We start from the raw sequence: 18,112 nt of genomic DNA, 5'->3' as shown, positions 1-18,112 counted from the left end.
GCTTGGGGGAAGCTCTGTTACAGAAGCCTGACCATCCACTCGATTGCAGCCCGCAGGATGCTCTGTGGGCTTGCCTTTCAGGCTTGAGGTTTGCTGGCAGGCAGGGTAGGGGGCTGACCAATCACAAGTCCTGTCCGAGCCTTGCGCTTGAACTTGGGTGGGCCCGGCAGCAGTTGTTGCGCCTGAATGGCTGATCGCAGGAGATGACCCGGGGCGGAGCTCACCCAGTCGCGCCAGCGTTGCAGACGCACGTTCAAAGTTTGTCGCGACGCCGGCTCTGCATTGATGCGAAGAGGCGTCGAGATCTGTCATTTAATGAGATTGATTCTCATTTTCTGATAGAGTCTGCGCTTTCCCGCTCCGTAGCTGCATGTTTTGCGGCCGATTCCAGAGCCTGGGCGGCATGCCTCGCAAGAGGTCGAGGTGTACCCGTGGTTGCGCACTATTACGCAGAACTCGTCAGTTTCTTTGCTCGCTCGCTCAATAGCCGGGATGCGGCTGCAGATGTCGTGCAGGAAAGCTATGCCCGCGTCTTTGCCATGCAGTCGCGAGAGCTTGCGGTACGGGATTTGCGAGCACTGCTGTTTCGTACCGGCAAGAATATTGTGATCGACGATGCGCGCCGCCGCGCTGCAGAAGCACGCATGCTGGAAACCCTGGCGGTAGTGGGGGCCGATGAGGCGCCCTCGGCCGAGCGTCAGGTGCAAGGGCGACAGCAACTGGTCTTGCTGTCACGGCGCCTGCAAGCCATGCCGCGCAAGCGTCGCGAGGTGTTTGTGCTGGTGCGCATCTATGGCTTCAGCCATGCCGAGGCAGCAGCGCATATGAATATCAGCGAAGCCGCCATCGAAAAACATGTGGTGCGTGCCGTCTGCGATTGCATGGGGCTCAAGTCATGAAGGCCGAGATGCCCGAGCGCAAACGGCTGGAATACGCCTTGTTGCTGATTGCTCGCCAGCATGGCGCAAGTACCGAAGCAGCGCAGGTAGCGGTAGAGACGCTGGAACGCTGGCGTGCCAGGGAGCCGGCGAACGAACAGGCGGCGCAGGCCGCCATGGCAGCTTGGGAAGCGACGCAAGGCAGCGCCTTGCAGGGCGAGATGCCCTTGCCCGCCACCCAGTCGGCGCGTGCGCAGCAGACGCGCCGGCGTGCGCTTTCCGTGCTGGGAGTCGCTGGTGTGGCGGGCCTGGCCGGCATGCTTGGCCGCTGGCACTGGCTGCAGCCAACGGAGCAGATCGCGCTGCATACAGGCCATGGACAGCAATTGAGCCGTCATCTGGCCGATGGCAGCCAGCTCGATCTGGCGCCTGGCACCGATGCATCGGTGCTGCTGTACCGCCAGCGTCGCGAGGTTCATCTGCAGCAGGGCGAAATCCGGCTCGACGTGGCCCATGATGCACAGAGGCCGCTGGAGGTCCACACGGCCCTGGGCCGGGTGCGTGTACTGGGTACGGTTTTTTCTGTGGCCCTTAGGCTTACCGGCCTGCAGGTCAGCGTCGCCCAGGGCCGTGTGGCCGTGTGGCAGCAAGCCCGCATGACGGATCAGAATCCCGATGCCATGCTGGGCGCCGGCCAAGGCCTGCGCATCTATGCAGGCGGCGAGCTCGCGCACTACTCGCTCAATGCTTCGGATGTGGGCGCCTGGCGCGAAGGCTGGCTGGTGTTCGACCGCACGCCACTGACCGAAGTCGTGGCGCGCTGGAGTGACTATCTGGCCCAGCCGATGCTGCTGGACGATGGGGCTTCTTTGCAATCCCTGCGATTGACCGGCAGCTTCAAGCTGCGCGAGCCTGCCATCTTCATTGCCAGCCTGTCGCGCTCCCTGCCGGTGCGCGTGGAGCAACTGGCCGATGGCCGCACCATCATCCGTCGGCGCTGACGGCCGGCAAGGCCGGATGAAAATTTTTGTCCGGTACAAACCGTTTCATGCGTCTTCACTGTGAAAGCACTTTGACAAGCAGTTCACAGGACGTATTTGATGAAAAGAAATCACTCTCATTTTTCTTCTAACCAAGGGAAGGGTTTGGCTGCGGGTTCGCATGGTGGCAGTCTGCGCAGCGTGGCTCTGGCCAGTGCCTTGGCTTGTCTGAGCTGGTCGGGCCTGGCGGTGTTGCCGACGGCTCATGCCCAGAGCGCCAGCAGCCAGACAGCCATGTCCACATCGCGCAGCCTGAGCTTGCCTGCGCAGCCCCTGGGACAGGCATTGAATGCACTGGCCCGCACCTGGGGGGTGTCGGTCTCGGTTGACGCTGCATTGGTGGAAGGCCGCACGGCGCCGGCGCTGCAAGGCGTTCATACCTTGAACGAGGCGTTGGGCAAGGCACTGACTGGGAGCGGGCTGGAAGCGGTACCTGCCGGGTCGGCCATCACCGTGCGCCGCCACAGCAACCAGACCGGCATGCTGGGCGAGGTGACGGTGACGGCCCAGGCTGAACGCGAAGCCACGGAAGGCAGCGGCTCGTATGCCGCCTCATACGTGTCCCTGGGCAAAGGGCAGGACATCCGCGAGACACCACAGTCGATCTCGGTGGTGACGCGCCAGCGCATTGAAGATCAGGCCATGAGCAATGTGGGGGAGGTGATGCAGCAGACCACCGGCGTGACGGTGGACTATGGCGGCGCGGGTGGACTGGGCGGTGCGGCCACCAAGTTTCTGTCGCGCGGCTTCGAGATCAGCAATGTGCAGATCGACGGTGCCAGTGTGGACGCGTTCAGCCAGCAGCTGTTCGACCCCAATCTGGCCATGTATGACAGTGTGCAGGTGGTGCGCGGCGCCAACGGTCTGTTCAGCGGTAATGGGGAGCCTGGCGGTGCCATCAATCTGGTGCGCAAGCGTCCCACGGCGCAAAAGCAGATTCTGGGCTCGGTGGGCGTCGGCAGCTGGAGTCGCAAACAGGCCGAGCTGGATGTTGCGGGCCCGTTGAATGAAGCAGGGAGCCTGCGAGGTCGTGCCGTGCTCGCGCATTCGGACAAGAACTTTTTCTATCGCGGAGCGGATTCGCAAAACAGCTTGCTCTACGGCATTCTGGAGGCCGATGTGACCAGCTCCACGCGTGTGAGCCTGGGAGCCAGCTACGACAAGCTCAAGGCCACTCCCTGGCGCGAAGGCCTGCCGCGTGCCGCCAATGGCGACGATCTGAAGCTGTCCCGCAAAACCGCGCTGATGGCGGGCTGGAGCCACTACGACAAGAGCGCCAAGGAGATTTTTGCGCAACTCGACCAGCAACTGGCGGGGGACTGGAAGCTCAAGGCTCAAGTCAATTATCAGAAGGTGGACAGCGATTCACGGCTGGCCAGCCTCAGCGGAGCCGTTGACCCTGCAACAGGTCTTGGCGCCAACTGGACCGGCTTTTCCAACGACTTTCGTTCGGAGAAAAAAAGCCTGGATGTGCATGCCAGCGGCCCGTTCTCGTTGTTTGGCCGCAAGCACCGCTTGCTCTTCGGCGCGGACTGGAGCAAGGTCCGTGACGATCAGGACACCTATTACTCCGAGATGGATACGCCGCTGTCTCTGACCAATGTCTATGAGTTCGATCCCGGCAGAATACCCCCTGCGGTACGCGAACGCATGACGCGCAGCTATCCCGGCTATGGAGCCACGCAAAAAGGCTTTTATGGTCGTGCCAACCTGAGCCTGACGGATCAGCTCACTGCCATTGTCGGAGGACGTTATGCCAGCTACTCCTACGACACGCCATACATCAACTACAACGCCGATGGCAGTGTTCGGGCGAGCGGTCGCGAGTACTACAGCGAAAGCGGTATCTTCACCCCCTATGCAGGCCTGGTCTACGACCTGGGCAAGCAGTGGACAGCCTATGGCAGCGTGACCGAGATCCACAAATCGCAGGCCAATATGCTGGCCGGGCCGGCACCGGGGGCCGCGCTGGACCCGATCAAAGGCCGCAGCTTCGAGCTGGGCATGAAGGGGGAACTCGCCGATGGCAAGCTCAATACAGCGCTGGCTCTTTACCGTATCGAGCGCAAGGGGCAGGCGGTGCGTGATCCGCGTTATCCGGAAACGGATGTGGGGAATCTGGGCCTGAGCTGCTGCTATGTCGCGCAGGGCAAGATCATCAGCCAGGGGCTGGACATGGAAGTGACCGGTCAGCTGGCGCAGGGCTGGCAGCTGTTTGCCGGCTATACCTACAACCACAATCGCAACAAGACCGACCCGTCGCAACTGGTCTACAGCTCCATCACACCCAAGCACCTGTTCAAGCTGTGGAGCACGTATCAGTTGCAGGGTCAGCTCTCGCCATGGACGGTGGGCGGTGGCGTAACGCTGCAAAGCGCCACCTATGTCAGCGGCACGGCCAACAGCTACAACCCGGCATCGGGCCAATACGATGGCAATGCCGTTCCCTTCCGCTTCACCCAGGCCGGCTACGCCGTCTGGGGTGCCAGCGTGCAATACCGCATCAATCGCAACTGGTCGGCTGCACTCAATGTGCACAATCTGTTCGACAAGACTTACTACAAGACGGTTGGGACCTCGGGCAGCGGCAACTGGTATGGCGAGCCGCGTAGCGTGCTGCTGACCTTGCGTGGCGCGTTCTGAGCGGGCTGGCATGAGCGGCAAGCCAGCATCTCAGCCCGGACTTCGCCAGACCATGTCATGGCTGCACACCTGGTGCGGCCTGGTGTGCGGCTGGCTGCTCTGCGCCATTTTCCTGACGGGCTCGATCAGTGTGTTCCGTGAGCCCATCACGCGATGGATGCAGGGGTTGCCACTGGAGGGCAGCGGCCAGCAGCCGCTTTCTCCGCAAGAGCGTCTGCAGGCCTTGCGGCTGGCCGAGCAGCACCTGAGCAAGACGGCGCCGGATGCCAGTATCTGGCGCATCGGTCTGCCGCTGCACGCAGGCGATGGGGTCAAGGTATTCGCGCGTACCCTGGACGGCGATCAGCAGGCCAGCCTGCATGCACAGACGGGCGAAGCCTTGCCCGAACCCGCCACGCGCGAGACCGAAGGCGGCCGGCATTTCATGTCCTTTCACTATTCCTTGCAGGGCGGTATCGCTGGCTTCTGGGTGGTGGGACTGGTGTCGATGTGCATGATGGTGGCGCTGGTCTCCGGCGTGATTGTGCACCGGCGCATTTTTCAGGACTTCTTTACCTTCCGGCCCGGCAAGGGCCAGCGCTCCTGGCTGGATGCTCACAATGCATCGGCCGTGCTCACGCTGCCGTTTCTGTTCATGATCGTCTACACAGGACTCGCGCATTTCTACACCAGCTATATGCCTTGGCCGCTGCAATCGCTGTATGGGCAGGACCGTTCGGCCTACAGCCGCTACGAGTCCGAGTTGAATGCCAGACCCGAGGCGAATACGCTCTCGAATGTGCCTGCCATTGCAGCTGTGGACCTTGTCAGCCTTGCGCAGCAGGCCCAGTCCCTGCTGACGGAGCCCGTTGTGGGCGTGGTGGTGCAGCGACCTGAGGGGGCGCCGGCCACGATACGCTTCACTGAAGGAAAGCCGGATACGGCCGCGACTCGCCGAATGGTCAATAGCGCCACATCACTGATCTTTGATGCCGCCAGCGGTCGCTTGCTGCAAGCACCAAGCAACCCCGCATCCGGCAATCTGGCGACTGACACCTACCCCGTCATCAGTGCGCTGCATCTGGTCACCTTTGGCGGCTGGACGATGAAGTGGCTGTACTTTGTCCTGGGCCTGGTCGGCACGGCAATGATTGCCAGCGGATCGATCTTGTTTGCGGTCAAGCGCCGTGCAAGAAGCGGTCATGAATGGGGCACGGCGACGCCCTCCATGTACCGCTGCATCGATGCGCTCAATGTGGCGGCACTGGCAGGCTCGGCGCTGGCGTCCATTGCCTATCTGTACGGCAATCGTCTGCTGCCCCTGGTGCTGGAGGCACGTTCCAGCTGGGAAATTCGCGTGTTCTTTGCGGTCTGGGTTCTGAGCCTGCTGCATGCGCTGCTGCGCACGGCGCGCCAGGCCTGGCGCGAACAGCTATGGATTGTGGCCTTGCTGTGCGTGGGCCTGCCGCTGCTCAATGCCATGACTACAGGCCAGCACGTGGGCATGTATCTGGCGCAGGGCGATGGTCAGAGGGGCGGACTGGAGCTGACCTGCATGGCGCTGGGCCTGCTGGTCGCCTGGGGCGCATGGCGGCATGAAAAGTCGCAGCGCAGCAAAAACATGGCGCAGCTGCGTGCGAGCCGTGGCGTTGTCTCAGGAGGTCTCACATGAAAGCGGCGGCAATGACCAAGGCTCAGACCAGGCGCTATCGCTGGGCCGTGCTGCTGCGCGTGCTGATGGCCACGCTGGGCGGCTATGCGCTCACGGCGCTGGCCTGCGCCGTGATGGCTCATGTGCTTGTGGCCGTGGGTGCCATGCAGCGTGCACCTGCCGTGCTGCTTTCCACCTTGCTCAGCTTTGTGCTCTACACCGCAGTGGCGCTCTGGGCCTTCCATGTGCGCTGCCTGCTGCGCGTGACGGCATGGATGGCGGGCTCGGCAGTTTTGCTGACAGCTGCGCTGCAGGCGCTGAAAGGTGTGGCATGAGTCTGTGGCAGGTGATGGTCTGCGCCCTGGCGCTGTGCTTGGCAGGCATGCTGGTGCTGAGCCAGGCCATGGACAGGCATTGCGATCAGCTTGTATCGCGTGGCGAGCCCGGGCCGGCGCTGCGGGTCGTGCTGCGCCTGGCGGGGGCGGCGCTGATGCTGCTCGCACTGTGGCTGTGCATGGGCTTGTGGGGTGCTGCGGTGGGAACCATCGTCTGGCTGGGCTGCCTCAGTGTGGCCGCGCTGGCACTCACATGGCTGCTCGCCTATGTGCCTGGGCCCGGTGCAGTGCTGGTGGCCATGGGAGGTCTGGTCGCCTTGGCCGGGACGCTTTGGGTGGCATTCACGGGATGAGTTAGACGGCATGACCGCATGGGCATTCCCTCGGGCTTTAGCCGGGCGATTCGCAATAGATGTGCGAATCGGGCAGTCGTTGTAAAAACCTGTGTGGGCAATCGTTGTGGCTAATGCCGATCTAGCAAGTCCTTGGGCAGGCGCAGAATGTGGGTATTCGCCCATTTTTTCAGCCGCCCCGAAACGATTGCCCGCCCATGCAGCAAGAGCCAGATTTCTTTCACAACCTCAATGAGGAGATGCGCGACGGAAAGCGCTGGCTGGAGCGGACGGTGGTGCTGGCCTATGCCGCGGCAGCGGGCCTGAGCGTGGTGGCTTTCACGCTGCTGGCCGAGGCGGCGTTCGGATTTTTCGAGAGCATCTACCACGGCGTCCACGGCTGGCTGGTGTTGATCTGGATGCCGGCCATCACGGCGGCAGCGGTCTGGGCCACGCGCAAATGGGCTCCGGGTGCCAGCGGCTCGGGCATCCCGCAGGTGATTGCCACGCTTGAACCATCGGTCGATGCCAGTCTGCGCAAGCGCTTTGTGTCGCTGTGGCTGTCGTTTGCCAAGATCGTGCTGTCCAGCGCGGGATTTCTCGCTGGGCTGTCGATAGGGCGCGAAGGGCCGTCGGTGCAGGTGGCTGCCGGTGTCATGCATTCGGCGCGGCGCTGGCTGGGCCCCAAGTCCGTCATCAACACCCATGCCTTGCTGGTGGCCGGTGGGGCGGCAGGTATTGCAGCAGCCTTCAACGCCCCGCTGGCGGGCGTGGTGTTTGCCATCGAGGAGCTCTCGCGCAAGCTGGAGTCGCGCTCCAGCGGACTCATCATCGCGGCCATTGTGCTGGCCGGTCTGATGGGGGTCTCGGTCTTCGGCAATCTGAGCTATTTTGGCCGCATCCGCGTGGCCGAACTCGGCTGGCGTGACCTGCTGCCTTGTCTTGCCGTGGCGCTGACCTGCGGCGTGCTGGGCGGCCTGTTCGCCAAGCTCATGACCCACTCGCTGACTTCATCCACGGAGCGCCTCAACAAGCTCAGGTCACGCTTTCCCATCCGCTTTGCGGCAGTGCTGGCCCTGCTGATTGCCGTCATCGGCGTGGTCACCGGCGGCGCCACCTTTGGTGCGGGCTCTGAAGCCGTCAAGCATATGCTGCAGGGCGAGGCCGATGTGCCCGAGTTCTATGTCACGCTCAAATTCATCGCTACCTGGCTATCGGCCTGGGTGGGCGTACCCGGCGGTATCTTTGCGCCCTCGCTGTCGATTGGTGCAGGCGTGGGGAATAACGTTGCATCGATTGTTGGAACTGCGGATATAGCGCCTGCATTGATAGCGATGGGCATGGCTGCCTTTCTGGCGGCGGTCACCCAGGCGCCACTGACGGCCTTCATCATCGTGATGGAGATGGTGGACGGCCACTCACTGGTGCTGAGCCTCATGGCATCGGCCATGATCGCCAGCATGATCTCGCGCATGATTGCGCGGCCGCTGTATGAGTCGCTGGCCTTGCACATGCTCCAGATGGCAAGGGCCTCTTTGCCCAAGGTGCCGGAGCCTGAAGCCGCTGCGGCTCCAGCGGAGTCCACACAGCCTGTGGCGCGGGACGAGTCTTCAGAGACTGATGCACTGCAAAAGTCGCGTCAAGGCTAGGCTGTCGGTTGAATCCATCAGCAGCGTCTACGCGGAATTGAACTAGCTTGGGCCAACGGTGCTTATGCTCGGGTGAAATCAGTAGTTCAGGTGATTCTGGACGCGAGGCGCAGTCGGTGAGTCAGGCCTACAGGCATGTGATATCCAAAGAGCGAGAAGTGGGGCGACCTCGCCATTGGTGAGGTATGTGACGTCTACGACTGAGGCCACTTGCAGCACCGATCTGGCCTATCGTTCCAGTCGGTCATCTTTTTCGACTTCCGAAGCCAAGCGTTAAGCAAGCGTCCTGGATACGACTGCCGCTGGCCATCGCGGTTGGAACATGAGCGTCACAAGTGTCAGGTCCACGGGCTTGAACAGTCCGGGCAGCCAGGAGTACGCCTGTGGTATCAAGTGCGACCCGGTTTTCAGGTGTTAGGCTTGTTTGTGCACCATCACATGCATGGCTCGTTCGCCCTGCCTCACTTCGGCGACCTCATAGCCCAGAGCGCGCATGTCCAAGCCTTGCCAGAGGTTTTCGCCGGACCCCATCAACAGAGGACGTACAGCGAGGTGAATCTCATCGACCAGTCGCGCCTGCAGGAACTGTCGCACGGTGGCTACGCCGCCGCCAATGCGAATATCGCGATCACCTGCGGCTGTCTTGGCTTGCGCCAGCGCCGATGCAATGCCATCCGTGACGAAGTGAAAATCAGTGCCTCCCTGCATGCGCAGCGAGGGCCGCGCGTGGTGGGTCAGGACAAATGCGGGCACGTGATAGGGCGGCTCATCGCCCCACCAGCCCTTCCAGCTTTCGTCGGGCCAATGGCCGCGTATCGGTCCGAACATATTGCGCCCCAGAATCCACGCGCCGATGTTCTCGAAGGAGCGTTCGGCCATCTGATTGTCGACACCTGTTTCGCCGATCTGAGACCCCCCATGCATGCGCTGAAAGACTTGGGTGGGGAAGAACCACTCAAGGATCTCAGGTCCACCGACGCCGAGCGGGTTCTGCAAATCCTGGTTGGGGCCGGCGGAGTAACCGTCCAGCGAGATGCCGAAGCAGAGGACTTTGACTTTCATGACGGAACACCTTTCAGGTTAGAGAGCGATGAACGATGGCCTCGATATCAACGTCTGTACTTAGCGTTTCCACATGCCTCGGTCACCCGTCGCATTGTTGAGCTCAGGGTGTTGGGTCCGAAGTCGCGTCTGACCGCTGCTTTGGGTAGCCACCTGAATGGACGCTGCTGCTGCGGACTCAGTCATCCATCGCACTGCTCAGCTTGATCGCGACTCAAGCTATCCATTTTTCAACCGCATGACCCCACAAAACCGCAGGCGGTACAGAACTGACAGCCATCTTTTTTGATCATGGCATGTGCTCCGCAGTCGGGACACTTTTGACCGCTGACTGGGGCATTGTTCTCGGGCGGAGATGCCGGCGTAGCCGCCGTGCTGGGCGCCGGCTGGGGCAGGCCGCGATTGGCGATGATGCTTTGAATCGCATAGGCCAGCAGCGCCACTTCGCTGTCATGCCAGAGCGGGATGCGGCTGCCGTCGTCACGCGTCCTGTTGCCGTAGCGCACCGGGCCGCGATCCCAGGCCACTTTGCGCAGATCGGCCAGGGCCTTGTCGAGAAAGCCGCCACGCGCGGCCAGGCTCAAGCTGCGCATGGTGGCCGTGATCCATTGCTGGCTTTCCCCGGTCTGGCCCACGGGCATGAAGAATTCGATGGGACGCTCCACACCGTCGACCACCATGAAACTGACGACCAGATAGAGACGCCGTATGCCGTCATGTGTGAAATACTCGATCTTGTCCACCACGGCATTGAGCGGACCCTCGGGGCGGCGCTCGATCACGGCCGTCATGCCGCTGCTGCTAACCGAGTTGATTGCAGCCTGCGATTTACCGGTAGGCGCTTGAGAGGGGGCGGGGGCTGAATCGGTAGACAGAACCGCGCCCAGCGTGTCGTTGGGACGGTAGGTGGCACAGCCTTTGAGGCCGACCTCCCAGCACTCCATATAGAGGTGCTTGAAGTCCTCGAACGGATAGTCGGCCGGGATGTTGACGGTCTTGGAAATCGAAGTGTCGATAAAGGGCTGGACGCAGCGCATCATGGCCACATGCTCGCTGGCGCTCAGCTCCAGGGCGCTGACAAAGCACTCGGGCAGCGGGGCATCGTCGCCGTGCAAGGCCTTGTAGAGGCGGTAGGCGTGATCTTGCACAGTGTAGAACTGCTCTCCGCCGTTGGCCGTGCGCTTTTTGCGCGTATAGGTCCACGAGAAGGCCGGCTCGATGCCGTTGGACGCATTGTCGGCAAAGGCCAGTGATACCGTGCCCGTGGGGGCGATGGACAGCAGATGACTGTTGCGCAGCCCATGTTTTTTGATGGTAGCGCGCAGCTCCTTGGGCAAGCGTTTGGCAAAGCCGCTTTTCAGATACTGCTTGGCGTTGAACAGAGGGAAGGCACCTTTTTCCCGTGCCAGCTCCACCGACGCGGCATAAGCCGCATCGCGCATGGCACGGGCTATTGATGCGGCCTGCTGCAGGCCAGCATCGCTGGCGTAATGCAGGCCCAGCAGAATCAGGGCGTCTCCCAGCCCCGTGAAGCCCACGCCGATGCGGCGCTTTTGCTGTGCCTCGCGCTGCTGCTCGGGCAACGGCCAGACGGTGGCGTCCAGCACATTGTCCAGCATGCGCACCTGAACCGCGACGGCGGCGCGAAAGGCTTCCAGGTCGAAGAAGGCCTGCGGTGTGAACGCCTCGCGCACAAAGCGCGTGAGTATGACCGGGCCCAGATCGCAGCAGCCGTAAGGCGGCAGGGGTTGCTCGCCACAGGGATTGGTGGCAGCAATCTGCTCGGCATACCAGAGGTTGTTGTCGGCATTGATGTTGTCGAGGAACAGAATGCCAGGCTCGGCAAAGTCATAGGCCGAGCGCATGATGGCGTCCCAGAGCGTGCGCGCAGGCTGGCTGCGATAGACCCAGAGACCATCGTCGCGGCGATGGGCACCGGCCTGCATCTGTGCCTCGCTGGGACTGGCGACATGCACCAGCTCCCATTCTGCATCGTCCCTGACCGCCTGCATGAAGGCGCTGCTCACGCCCACAGAGACATTGAAATTGTTCCAGCGCCCCTTTTGTCGCTTGGCGGTGATGAACTCCAGCACGTCGGGGTGGTCGATGCGCAGCACGCCCATCTGGGCTCCGCGGCGCGCACCGGCCGATTCCACCGTGGTGCAGGATGCATCGAAGACATCGATGAAGGAGCAGGGGCCCGATGCAAAGGAGTTGGTGCCGCGCACCAGCGCGCCGCGCGGCCGCAGGTTGGAGAAGTCATAACCCACGCCACCACCACGGCGCATGGTCTCGGCCGCCTGAGAAAGCGCCGTGTAGATGCCGGGGTTGCCCTGGCTGTCGAAACCATTGGTGGCGTCGGCGACGGGTTGCACAAAGCAGTTGATCAACGTGGCCTTGGTATCAAGCCCAGCAGCTGCCATGATGCGGCCGGCACCGATGGCACCGCGCTGCAGATTGGCCAGGAATTGTTGCTCCCAATGCGTCTGAAGCTCAGGCTTTTCAACAGCTGCCAGGGCTCGTGCCACGCGGGCAAACAGGTCTTGTTCGGATTGCTCGCCGTCGGCCAGATATTTTTCGGCCAGCACATCCTGGCTGATGGCCTGAGGAGGGAGTGTGTTCATGGCATGCCTCATGCTAATCGGATGCTGACTTTGTAGCCCAGACTGTTTGGTGGTGCTGTGATGCAGCGCAACATCGGCGATGCACCAAGTGGCCAGAAGCCTCCATCGCCAGAACGGGCCCGCCCCAAAATTGTGACAGACCCGCCGAAAATAGACGGAAAAGACCGGGGCGGCGTATGAGGCAGGGCACCGCGCAGGCCGAGCTTCAAACGGTATCGGCCGACAAGAGGGAGACGCAACGATCTATCGAAGGCTACGCGCGGGTCTGAATCATGTCCCCCTCAAAGCGCGCAGCGGCATTCACGACCGCCATCACTGATGCGGTGACGATGTTCGCGTGCATGCCTACGCCAAACCGTGAGCCGGGCACGCCAGGCCATGCGGCTTCGATGACGGCAACGGCGCAGGCGTCGGCGCCGTTGCCCAGGCTGCGCTCTTCGTAGCTGTCGATGCGCAGCGGCAACTCCAGTGCAGCGACGGTGGCTGCAATAGGGCCGTTGCCGATGCCGCTGCGCAGCCTGGGTTGCCCGTTGGCGTCGTGCCAGTGCAGTTCGATACCCTGGCCTTGCGGGCTGTCGAACAGGCGGTGGCTTTCATAACGCAGTGACCGAGAACCGGCTTGGGCATGCAGGTAGGTGGCTTCAAACAGCTCCCAGATCTGTGCGCTGCTAAGTTCGGTTTCGCTGCTGTCGGCCCAGGCCTGGACAATGGCGCTGAACTCGATCTGCATGCGCCGCGGCATGGTGATGCCCCTGTCCTTCTGCAGCAGGAAAGCAATACCGCCCTTGCCGGACTGGCTGTTGACGCGCACGATGCTGTCATAGGTTCGTCCCAGGTCCTGCGGGTCTATGGGCAGATAGGGTACGCGCCACGGGGCGTTGGGTTGTTGCGTCGCAAAGCCCTTGGCAATCGCATCCTGGTGTGAGCCGGAAAATGCCGTGAACACCAGGTCGCCCACATAGGGGTGGCGCGGATGTATGGGCAGGGCCGTCGAAGCTTCGGCAATGCGTGCCACGGCAGCGATGTCGGAGAAATCCAGGCCCGGAGCAATGCCTTGGGTGTAGAGGTTCAGGGCCAGCGTCACCAGATCCACATTGCCGCTGCGCTCGCCGTTGCCGAACAAACAGCCTTCCACACGCTGGGCGCCGGCCAGCAGGGCCTGCTCGGCACAGGCCACGCCGGTGCCTCTGTCGTTGTGGGGGTGTACCGAAAGCGTGATGTGCTCGCGCCGTGCCAGACGCCGGTCCATCCATTCGATCTGGTCGGCAAACACATTGGCGGTGGAAACCTCCACCGTGGTCGGCAGGTTGATGATCATGGGGCGCTTAGGACCGGCATCCCAGGCTGCAATGGCGGCATTGCACACGGCCAGGGAAACGTCCAGCTCGGCCATGCAAAAGGTTTCCGGGGAGTACTGCAGCACCCATTCGGTTTCGGGGTGCTGCTCGGTGAGTTGCCTGAGGTGGCGTACATGGTGCTCCACCATGGCAATGATCTGCGGCACTTCCATGCCAAAGACGATTTCGCGGAAGGCCGGTGCCACGGCGTTGTACAGATGCACGATCACGCGGCGTGCGCCGGCCACGCTGCGCACCGTGGTGGCAATCAGGTCCTCACGCAGCTGGGTGATGACCATGGGTGTGACGTCGTGCGGAATCAGTTGCGCTTCGATGAGGTGGCGCACGATGTCGAAGTCGGTCTGCGAAGCGGAGGGGAAGCCGATTTCAATTTCCTTGAAACCGATGGCGACCAGCTCCTCGAACAGCCGCAGCTTGCGCTCGCGGTTCATGGGTTCGAACAGCGCCTGGTTGCCGTCGCGCAAATCGGTCGAAAGCCATACGGGCGCTTGGGTCAACGTACGGGCAGGCCATTGGCGGGTGGGCAAGTCCACAACGGGAAATGCGCGGTATTTGGTAGAGGGATCAGCCAGCATAGAGACCTTGGAGTTGAAGAAACGATCACCTGGTCTCCCTGCCCGGATGGGGCTGGCTAAGGCCGGGGTCTGGGAAGACCAGGATGGGACCATGCGCGAACGCGTGCATGCGGACCCCGACCAGATGTCAGAGTCAGTAGGCGTAGCGAAAGCGGGTGGCGGTGTTTCACGGCAAGGTGCTTGATGGAGGCAATGCGGCTACTTTATGTCGCCAGAGGTATAGACTTCTATCGATAGATATTCATTTGTTGTAGAAATTTGGACATCTCATGGGTTTTGCTTCCCCCGAACATGGTGCGCATGCGCTGGATCTGCAGCATGCCCAGGCCTCTTCGCTGCCTGTTACGGGCGTGGAGCAGCGCTATCCGCCCGGCCATGTGGTGCCGCAGCACAGCCATGCGCGTGGCCATCTCATCTATGCGTCTGAAGGTGTGTTGCTGGTCGAGTCCCCCAGCGGCCAATGGCTGGTTCCGCCGACCACGGCAGTGTGGCTACGCCCGGGCATGCTGCACGGGATCACGGCGACCACGGCGGTGCGGGCCTATGGCCTGTTCGTCGACGAGGCCTGGTCCGCACAGCTGCCGGCCCGGGACGGCGTGCTGCATGTCGCGCCGCTGGTGCGCGAGCTGATGACAGCTCTGGTGGCATTGCCCCACGAGGGGCCGCATAGGCCGCGCGATGCCTTGCTGGGCAGTTTGCTGCTGGAGGAACTCAGCGCCCTGGCCCCGCTGCCGTATTACCTGCCCTGGCCCCAGGATGCGCTGATGCGACGTATCTGCGAGAGCATGCTGAGTGCACCGGCGCAGCGCACCACGGTGGAAGCCCTGGCGCGGCAGCACGCGCTCACGCCCAAGACGCTGCATCGCCGCTTTCTGAAAAGCACCGGAATGAACTGGGGCAGGTGGTATCAGCAGATGCGCCTGATGGCTTCCATCCCCCAGTTGCTGCAGGGCATGGCCATCACGACCGTGGCACTGGAAAGCGGCTATGAAAGCCATAGCGCATACACGGCTGCGTTTCGCCGCCAGTTCGGCCGCCCGCCATCGGAGTTTGTTGCGTCGGCAGGCCGGGCTACGCGGCCTTAGCCGTTCTTGCAACGCCTGCCGCATCAAGATCTTTTGCTCCGAAAATAGCTTCCAACGCTGGTTTATCAAGCGCCGGAAGCTATTTTTAATAGTGAAGGTGGATTAGAGCTTCTTCACCAGCACCTGGCTCTTGCGGCCCCAGTTGTACTTGGCCTTGCGGGCCTCGGGCAGCCATTCGGGCTCGACAGGCTGAAAGCCGCGCTTGATGAACCAGTGCATGGTGCGCGTGGTCAGCACAAACATGGTTTCGCAACCCAGGGCGCGGGCGCGTTGTTCGATGCGTTTGAGCAGCTTTTCGCCGTCTCCCGTGCCCTGACTCTTGGGAGAGACGGTGACGGCGGCCATTTCGGCGGTCTTCGCCTCCAGGTAGGGGTGCAGGGCGGCGCAGCCGAAGATCACGCCATCGTGTTCGATCACGGTGTAACTGGCGATATCGCGTTCGATCTCGGTGCGGTCGCGCTTGACCAGCGTGCCGTCGCGCTCGAAGGGCTCGATAAGCTGAATGATGCCGCCCACGTCGTCGATCGTGGCCTCGCGCAGTTCTTCGAGCTTTTCGTCGATGACCATGGTGCCTATGCCGTCGTGCACATAGATCTCCAGCAGCAGCGCTCCGTCGGTCGAGAAGGGCAGGATATGGCTGCGCTCCACGCCATGCTCGCAGGCTCGTACGCAGTGCTGCAGATAAAAGCCCACATCGGTCGGCTGCTGTGCAGGAGGGAGCTGGGCCAGCAGGCGGCGCGCGGCGTCCAGCGGCAGCTCGGTATCGATGGGATTGTTCTCGTCGGCCGGGCCGCTGGGGTCCATGCGCACGCCGGGCACTTCGGTCAGGAACAGCAGCTTGTCGGCCTTGAGTTCGATGGCCACGCGGGTGGCCACTTCTTCCATGCTGAGGTTGAAGGCCTCGCCCGTGGGCGAGAAGCCGAAGGGCGAGACCAGCACCATGGCTTCGGAGTCCAGCGCGCTGCGAATGCCTTCCACATCGACCTTGCGAACCAGACCGGAATGCATGAAGTCCACGCCGTCGACAATGCCAACGGGACGGGCGGTGAGGAAGTTGCCCGAAATCACGCGCACGCGTGCACCCGCCATCGGCGTGTTGGGCAGTCCCTGGCTGAAGGCGGCCTCGATCTCGTAGCGCAGCTGGCCGGCCGCTTCCTGGGCACAGTCCAGCGCAATGGAGTCGGTGACACGCATGCCGTTGTAATAACGCGGCTCCTGGCCCTTGAGGCGCAACTGCTCGTTGACCTGGGGACGAAAGCCGTGCACCAGCACGATCTTGACGCCCATGGCCTGGATCATGGCCAGGTCCTGGACGATGGAGCTGAGCTTGCCCGCATCGATGGCTTCACCGGTCAGACCCACCACAAAGGTCTGGTGTCGGAACTTGTGGATATAGGGAGCCACGGACCGGAACCAGGGAACAAAGGTGAAATTGAAGACGGTGGACATGGCAGTGCGCGAAAACCTCGAAAAGCGGGAAAAAAAGGCCTGCGTTGGGGATCACGCAGGCCTGCGGCGCAAAGTGTAGCGTTTACTAGCGTGCCTGGGCTCATTGCCGCCGGGTTTTATGCGCGCTGATCGCACAGTTTGTGGCTTTTTTGACGGGATGTTTTCAAAAAATGAGGACCGCAGCCGGACAGCGCCTTGCGCAGCCAAGCCGAAAGCCCAGCGAGGACGCTTCGGGCATGGCCTTGCTGGCAGGATGGGGCGGGCGCAGGTGCCTACGGGCATCGCTCCGGTGGGTGCTGGAGCGCTAGTTCCAGTTGTCGATCTTGGTGTCGTCGGGCGAGGGGCTGCCCTTGCCGGTCTCTGCAAACGCTTTGAGACTGAGCAGGAAGACGGCCCATTTCATGCTGCAATGCGCGGTGAACTCCACGGTTTCGCTCCAGTTCCTGTGGCCGAACACGAGAATGGTGTACCCATCCTGCGTGCTCAGCTCGAACGTTGCCTCTGTTCCTGTCCATTCTTCGGGCCCGTGCGTGAAGCGCCAGCGCACACGGTGTTCCGCCTCCGGCCCGACGAGATCGAAGCCTATCTGCCCGAGCACCTCACCGGCCTGGTTCGTGAAGCGCGCCCTGATCGCGTCTTCGGACCCGGCATCGGCGCTCGTCTCCCGGCTCCACCAGCCGGCGATGCCCGCAGCGGTCGAGATCGCCTGCATCACATCGCCGACAGGCGCTCGGATGCCAATCCTATGAACAATGTCCACCATGGCCCCGGTCTCCTTGTGGAATCAGAAGTCTCAACGATACCGACAGATCGGCATCAGCCAGGCAGCAGTTACCCTCGGAACGGCAGGCACAGCAGGCTGCGGCAGCGCGGGCTCAGGGGCGTGAGAACACCTCCACCCTGGCCGGTGGCAGATTGCCCCACACGGTTTCGCGGTCGATGCGCTTCAGGCCGGCGTTCTGCCAGGCGGACGCTCCAAACAGCGAATAGGTGAACTGGATCACGCGGCCATCGCAGGTCAGCGAGCGGGCCCAGGTGTCGGTGATCCTGTGTACCGCCTGATGGGGCAGGGAACGCAGTGGCAGGCCGGAGACAACGGTCTTGACCGCCGAGCGTCCGAGAATCGACGGCCAGTCACCGGCATCGGCATGAAAAACGCTGATCTGCGGGAATCGCTCGGACAGGTAGCTGGCGAACGAGGAGGACTTTTCAATGATCACCAGCCTGCCGGGAGCGATGCCGCTGCGCAGCAGTGACTCCGTGATGACACCCGTTCCTGCACCCAGCTCCACCACCAGGCCCTCGTCCGCGTCCCCCACCAGAGAGGCCATGGTGTTGCCCAGTCGCTCTGAACTGGGGCACAGGGCTCCGATCTCGCGGGGCGACCGGATCACTTCGTTCAGCAGCATGAAGTTGCATAATCTGTTTTTCATTCAGAACTCTCCCTGTTCT

The 18,112-nt window shown here is 62.4% G+C and carries 14 protein-coding genes; 8 read left to right on the top strand and 6 right to left on the bottom strand.

Features of this window, described 5'->3' with window-relative positions; all coding sequences use genetic code 11:
* Positions 1-431 precede the first annotated feature (431 nt).
* From FSY45_RS01215 to FSY45_RS01185, 7 genes are all read left to right on the top strand, one after another.
* Positions 432-899 (top strand): sigma-70 family RNA polymerase sigma factor, encoded by a 468-nt coding sequence (locus tag FSY45_RS01215; RefSeq protein ID WP_039048631.1) that lies wholly within the window; start codon positions 432-434, stop codon positions 897-899.
* Positions 896-1,879 carry a FecR family protein gene (locus FSY45_RS01210; protein ID WP_046462045.1) on the top strand — a complete coding sequence of 328 codons (984 nt, stop codon included), beginning with the start codon at positions 896-898 and terminating at the stop codon, positions 1,877-1,879. The genes FSY45_RS01215 and FSY45_RS01210 overlap by 4 nt, the downstream gene beginning before the upstream one ends.
* A 99-nt stretch (positions 1,880-1,978) precedes the next feature.
* The gene (locus FSY45_RS01205) at positions 1,979-4,561 is read left to right on the top strand and encodes a TonB-dependent siderophore receptor (protein ID WP_046462046.1); all 2,583 of its coding nucleotides are present in this window, start codon (positions 1,979-1,981) and stop codon (positions 4,559-4,561) included.
* A 10-nt stretch (positions 4,562-4,571) separates the two neighbouring features.
* Complete coding sequence (locus FSY45_RS01200) at positions 4,572-6,212, top strand: PepSY domain-containing protein (protein ID WP_046462047.1); 1,641 nt, start codon at positions 4,572-4,574, stop codon at positions 6,210-6,212.
* On the top strand, positions 6,209-6,526 hold the full coding sequence (locus FSY45_RS01195; protein WP_223305723.1) for a hypothetical protein: 318 nt from the start codon (positions 6,209-6,211) through the stop codon (positions 6,524-6,526). Before FSY45_RS01200 ends, FSY45_RS01195 begins: the two co-directional genes overlap by 4 nt.
* On the top strand, positions 6,523-6,879 hold the full coding sequence (locus FSY45_RS01190; protein WP_046462049.1) for a DUF3325 domain-containing protein: 357 nt from the start codon (positions 6,523-6,525) through the stop codon (positions 6,877-6,879). The genes FSY45_RS01195 and FSY45_RS01190 overlap by 4 nt, the downstream gene beginning before the upstream one ends.
* A gap of 197 nt (positions 6,880-7,076) precedes the next feature.
* On the top strand, positions 7,077-8,507 hold the full coding sequence (locus FSY45_RS01185) for a chloride channel protein (RefSeq protein ID WP_046462050.1): 1,431 nt from the start codon (positions 7,077-7,079) through the stop codon (positions 8,505-8,507).
* A gap of 414 nt (positions 8,508-8,921) precedes the next feature.
* Here FSY45_RS01185 and FSY45_RS01180 read toward each other — a convergent pair whose 3' ends face one another.
* The 3 genes from FSY45_RS01180 to FSY45_RS01170 all read right to left on the bottom strand — a co-directional run bounded on the left by FSY45_RS01180 (position 8,922) and on the right by FSY45_RS01170 (position 14,126).
* Positions 8,922-9,569: a dihydrofolate reductase family protein gene (locus FSY45_RS01180; RefSeq protein WP_046462051.1), complete on the bottom strand. Its 648-nt coding sequence runs from the start codon at positions 9,567-9,569 to the stop codon at positions 8,922-8,924.
* Positions 9,570-9,799: 230 nt separating this feature from the next.
* Entirely contained in the window at positions 9,800-12,193 is a 2,394-nt protein-coding gene (locus tag FSY45_RS01175) for an adenosylcobalamin-dependent ribonucleoside-diphosphate reductase (protein WP_046462052.1), read from the bottom strand.
* Between the two features lie 253 nt (positions 12,194-12,446).
* Positions 12,447-14,126: a 2-isopropylmalate synthase gene (locus FSY45_RS01170; RefSeq protein WP_003067944.1), complete on the bottom strand. Its 1,680-nt coding sequence runs from the start codon at positions 14,124-14,126 to the stop codon at positions 12,447-12,449.
* A gap of 269 nt (positions 14,127-14,395) precedes the next feature.
* On the opposite strand from FSY45_RS01170, the gene FSY45_RS01165 reads away from it, so the two are divergent.
* Positions 14,396-15,211: a helix-turn-helix domain-containing protein gene (locus tag FSY45_RS01165; RefSeq protein WP_003067943.1), complete on the top strand. Its 816-nt coding sequence runs from the start codon at positions 14,396-14,398 to the stop codon at positions 15,209-15,211.
* 102 nt (positions 15,212-15,313) lie between these two features.
* Here the strand turns inward: FSY45_RS01165 and argA are convergent, their stop codons facing one another.
* The 3 genes from argA to FSY45_RS01150 all read right to left on the bottom strand — a co-directional run bounded on the left by argA (position 15,314) and on the right by FSY45_RS01150 (position 18,093).
* Positions 15,314-16,660 carry an amino-acid N-acetyltransferase gene (argA, locus tag FSY45_RS01160; protein WP_003079639.1) on the bottom strand — a complete coding sequence of 449 codons (1,347 nt, stop codon included), beginning with the start codon at positions 16,658-16,660 and terminating at the stop codon, positions 15,314-15,316.
* 304 nt (positions 16,661-16,964) lie between these two features.
* The gene (locus FSY45_RS01155) at positions 16,965-17,423 is read right to left on the bottom strand and encodes an SRPBCC domain-containing protein (protein WP_046462053.1); all 459 of its coding nucleotides are present in this window, start codon (positions 17,421-17,423) and stop codon (positions 16,965-16,967) included.
* 112 nt (positions 17,424-17,535) lie between these two features.
* Positions 17,536-18,093: a class I SAM-dependent methyltransferase gene (locus FSY45_RS01150; RefSeq protein ID WP_046462054.1), complete on the bottom strand. Its 558-nt coding sequence runs from the start codon at positions 18,091-18,093 to the stop codon at positions 17,536-17,538.
* Between the last annotated feature and the right edge of the window lie 19 nt (positions 18,094-18,112).

Source organism: Comamonas sp. Z1 (genome assembly GCF_008121555.1).
Classification (GTDB): Bacteria; Pseudomonadota; Gammaproteobacteria; order Burkholderiales; family Burkholderiaceae_C; genus Comamonas; species Comamonas thiooxydans.
This window is presented reverse-complemented; position numbering and strand designations above follow the sequence as displayed.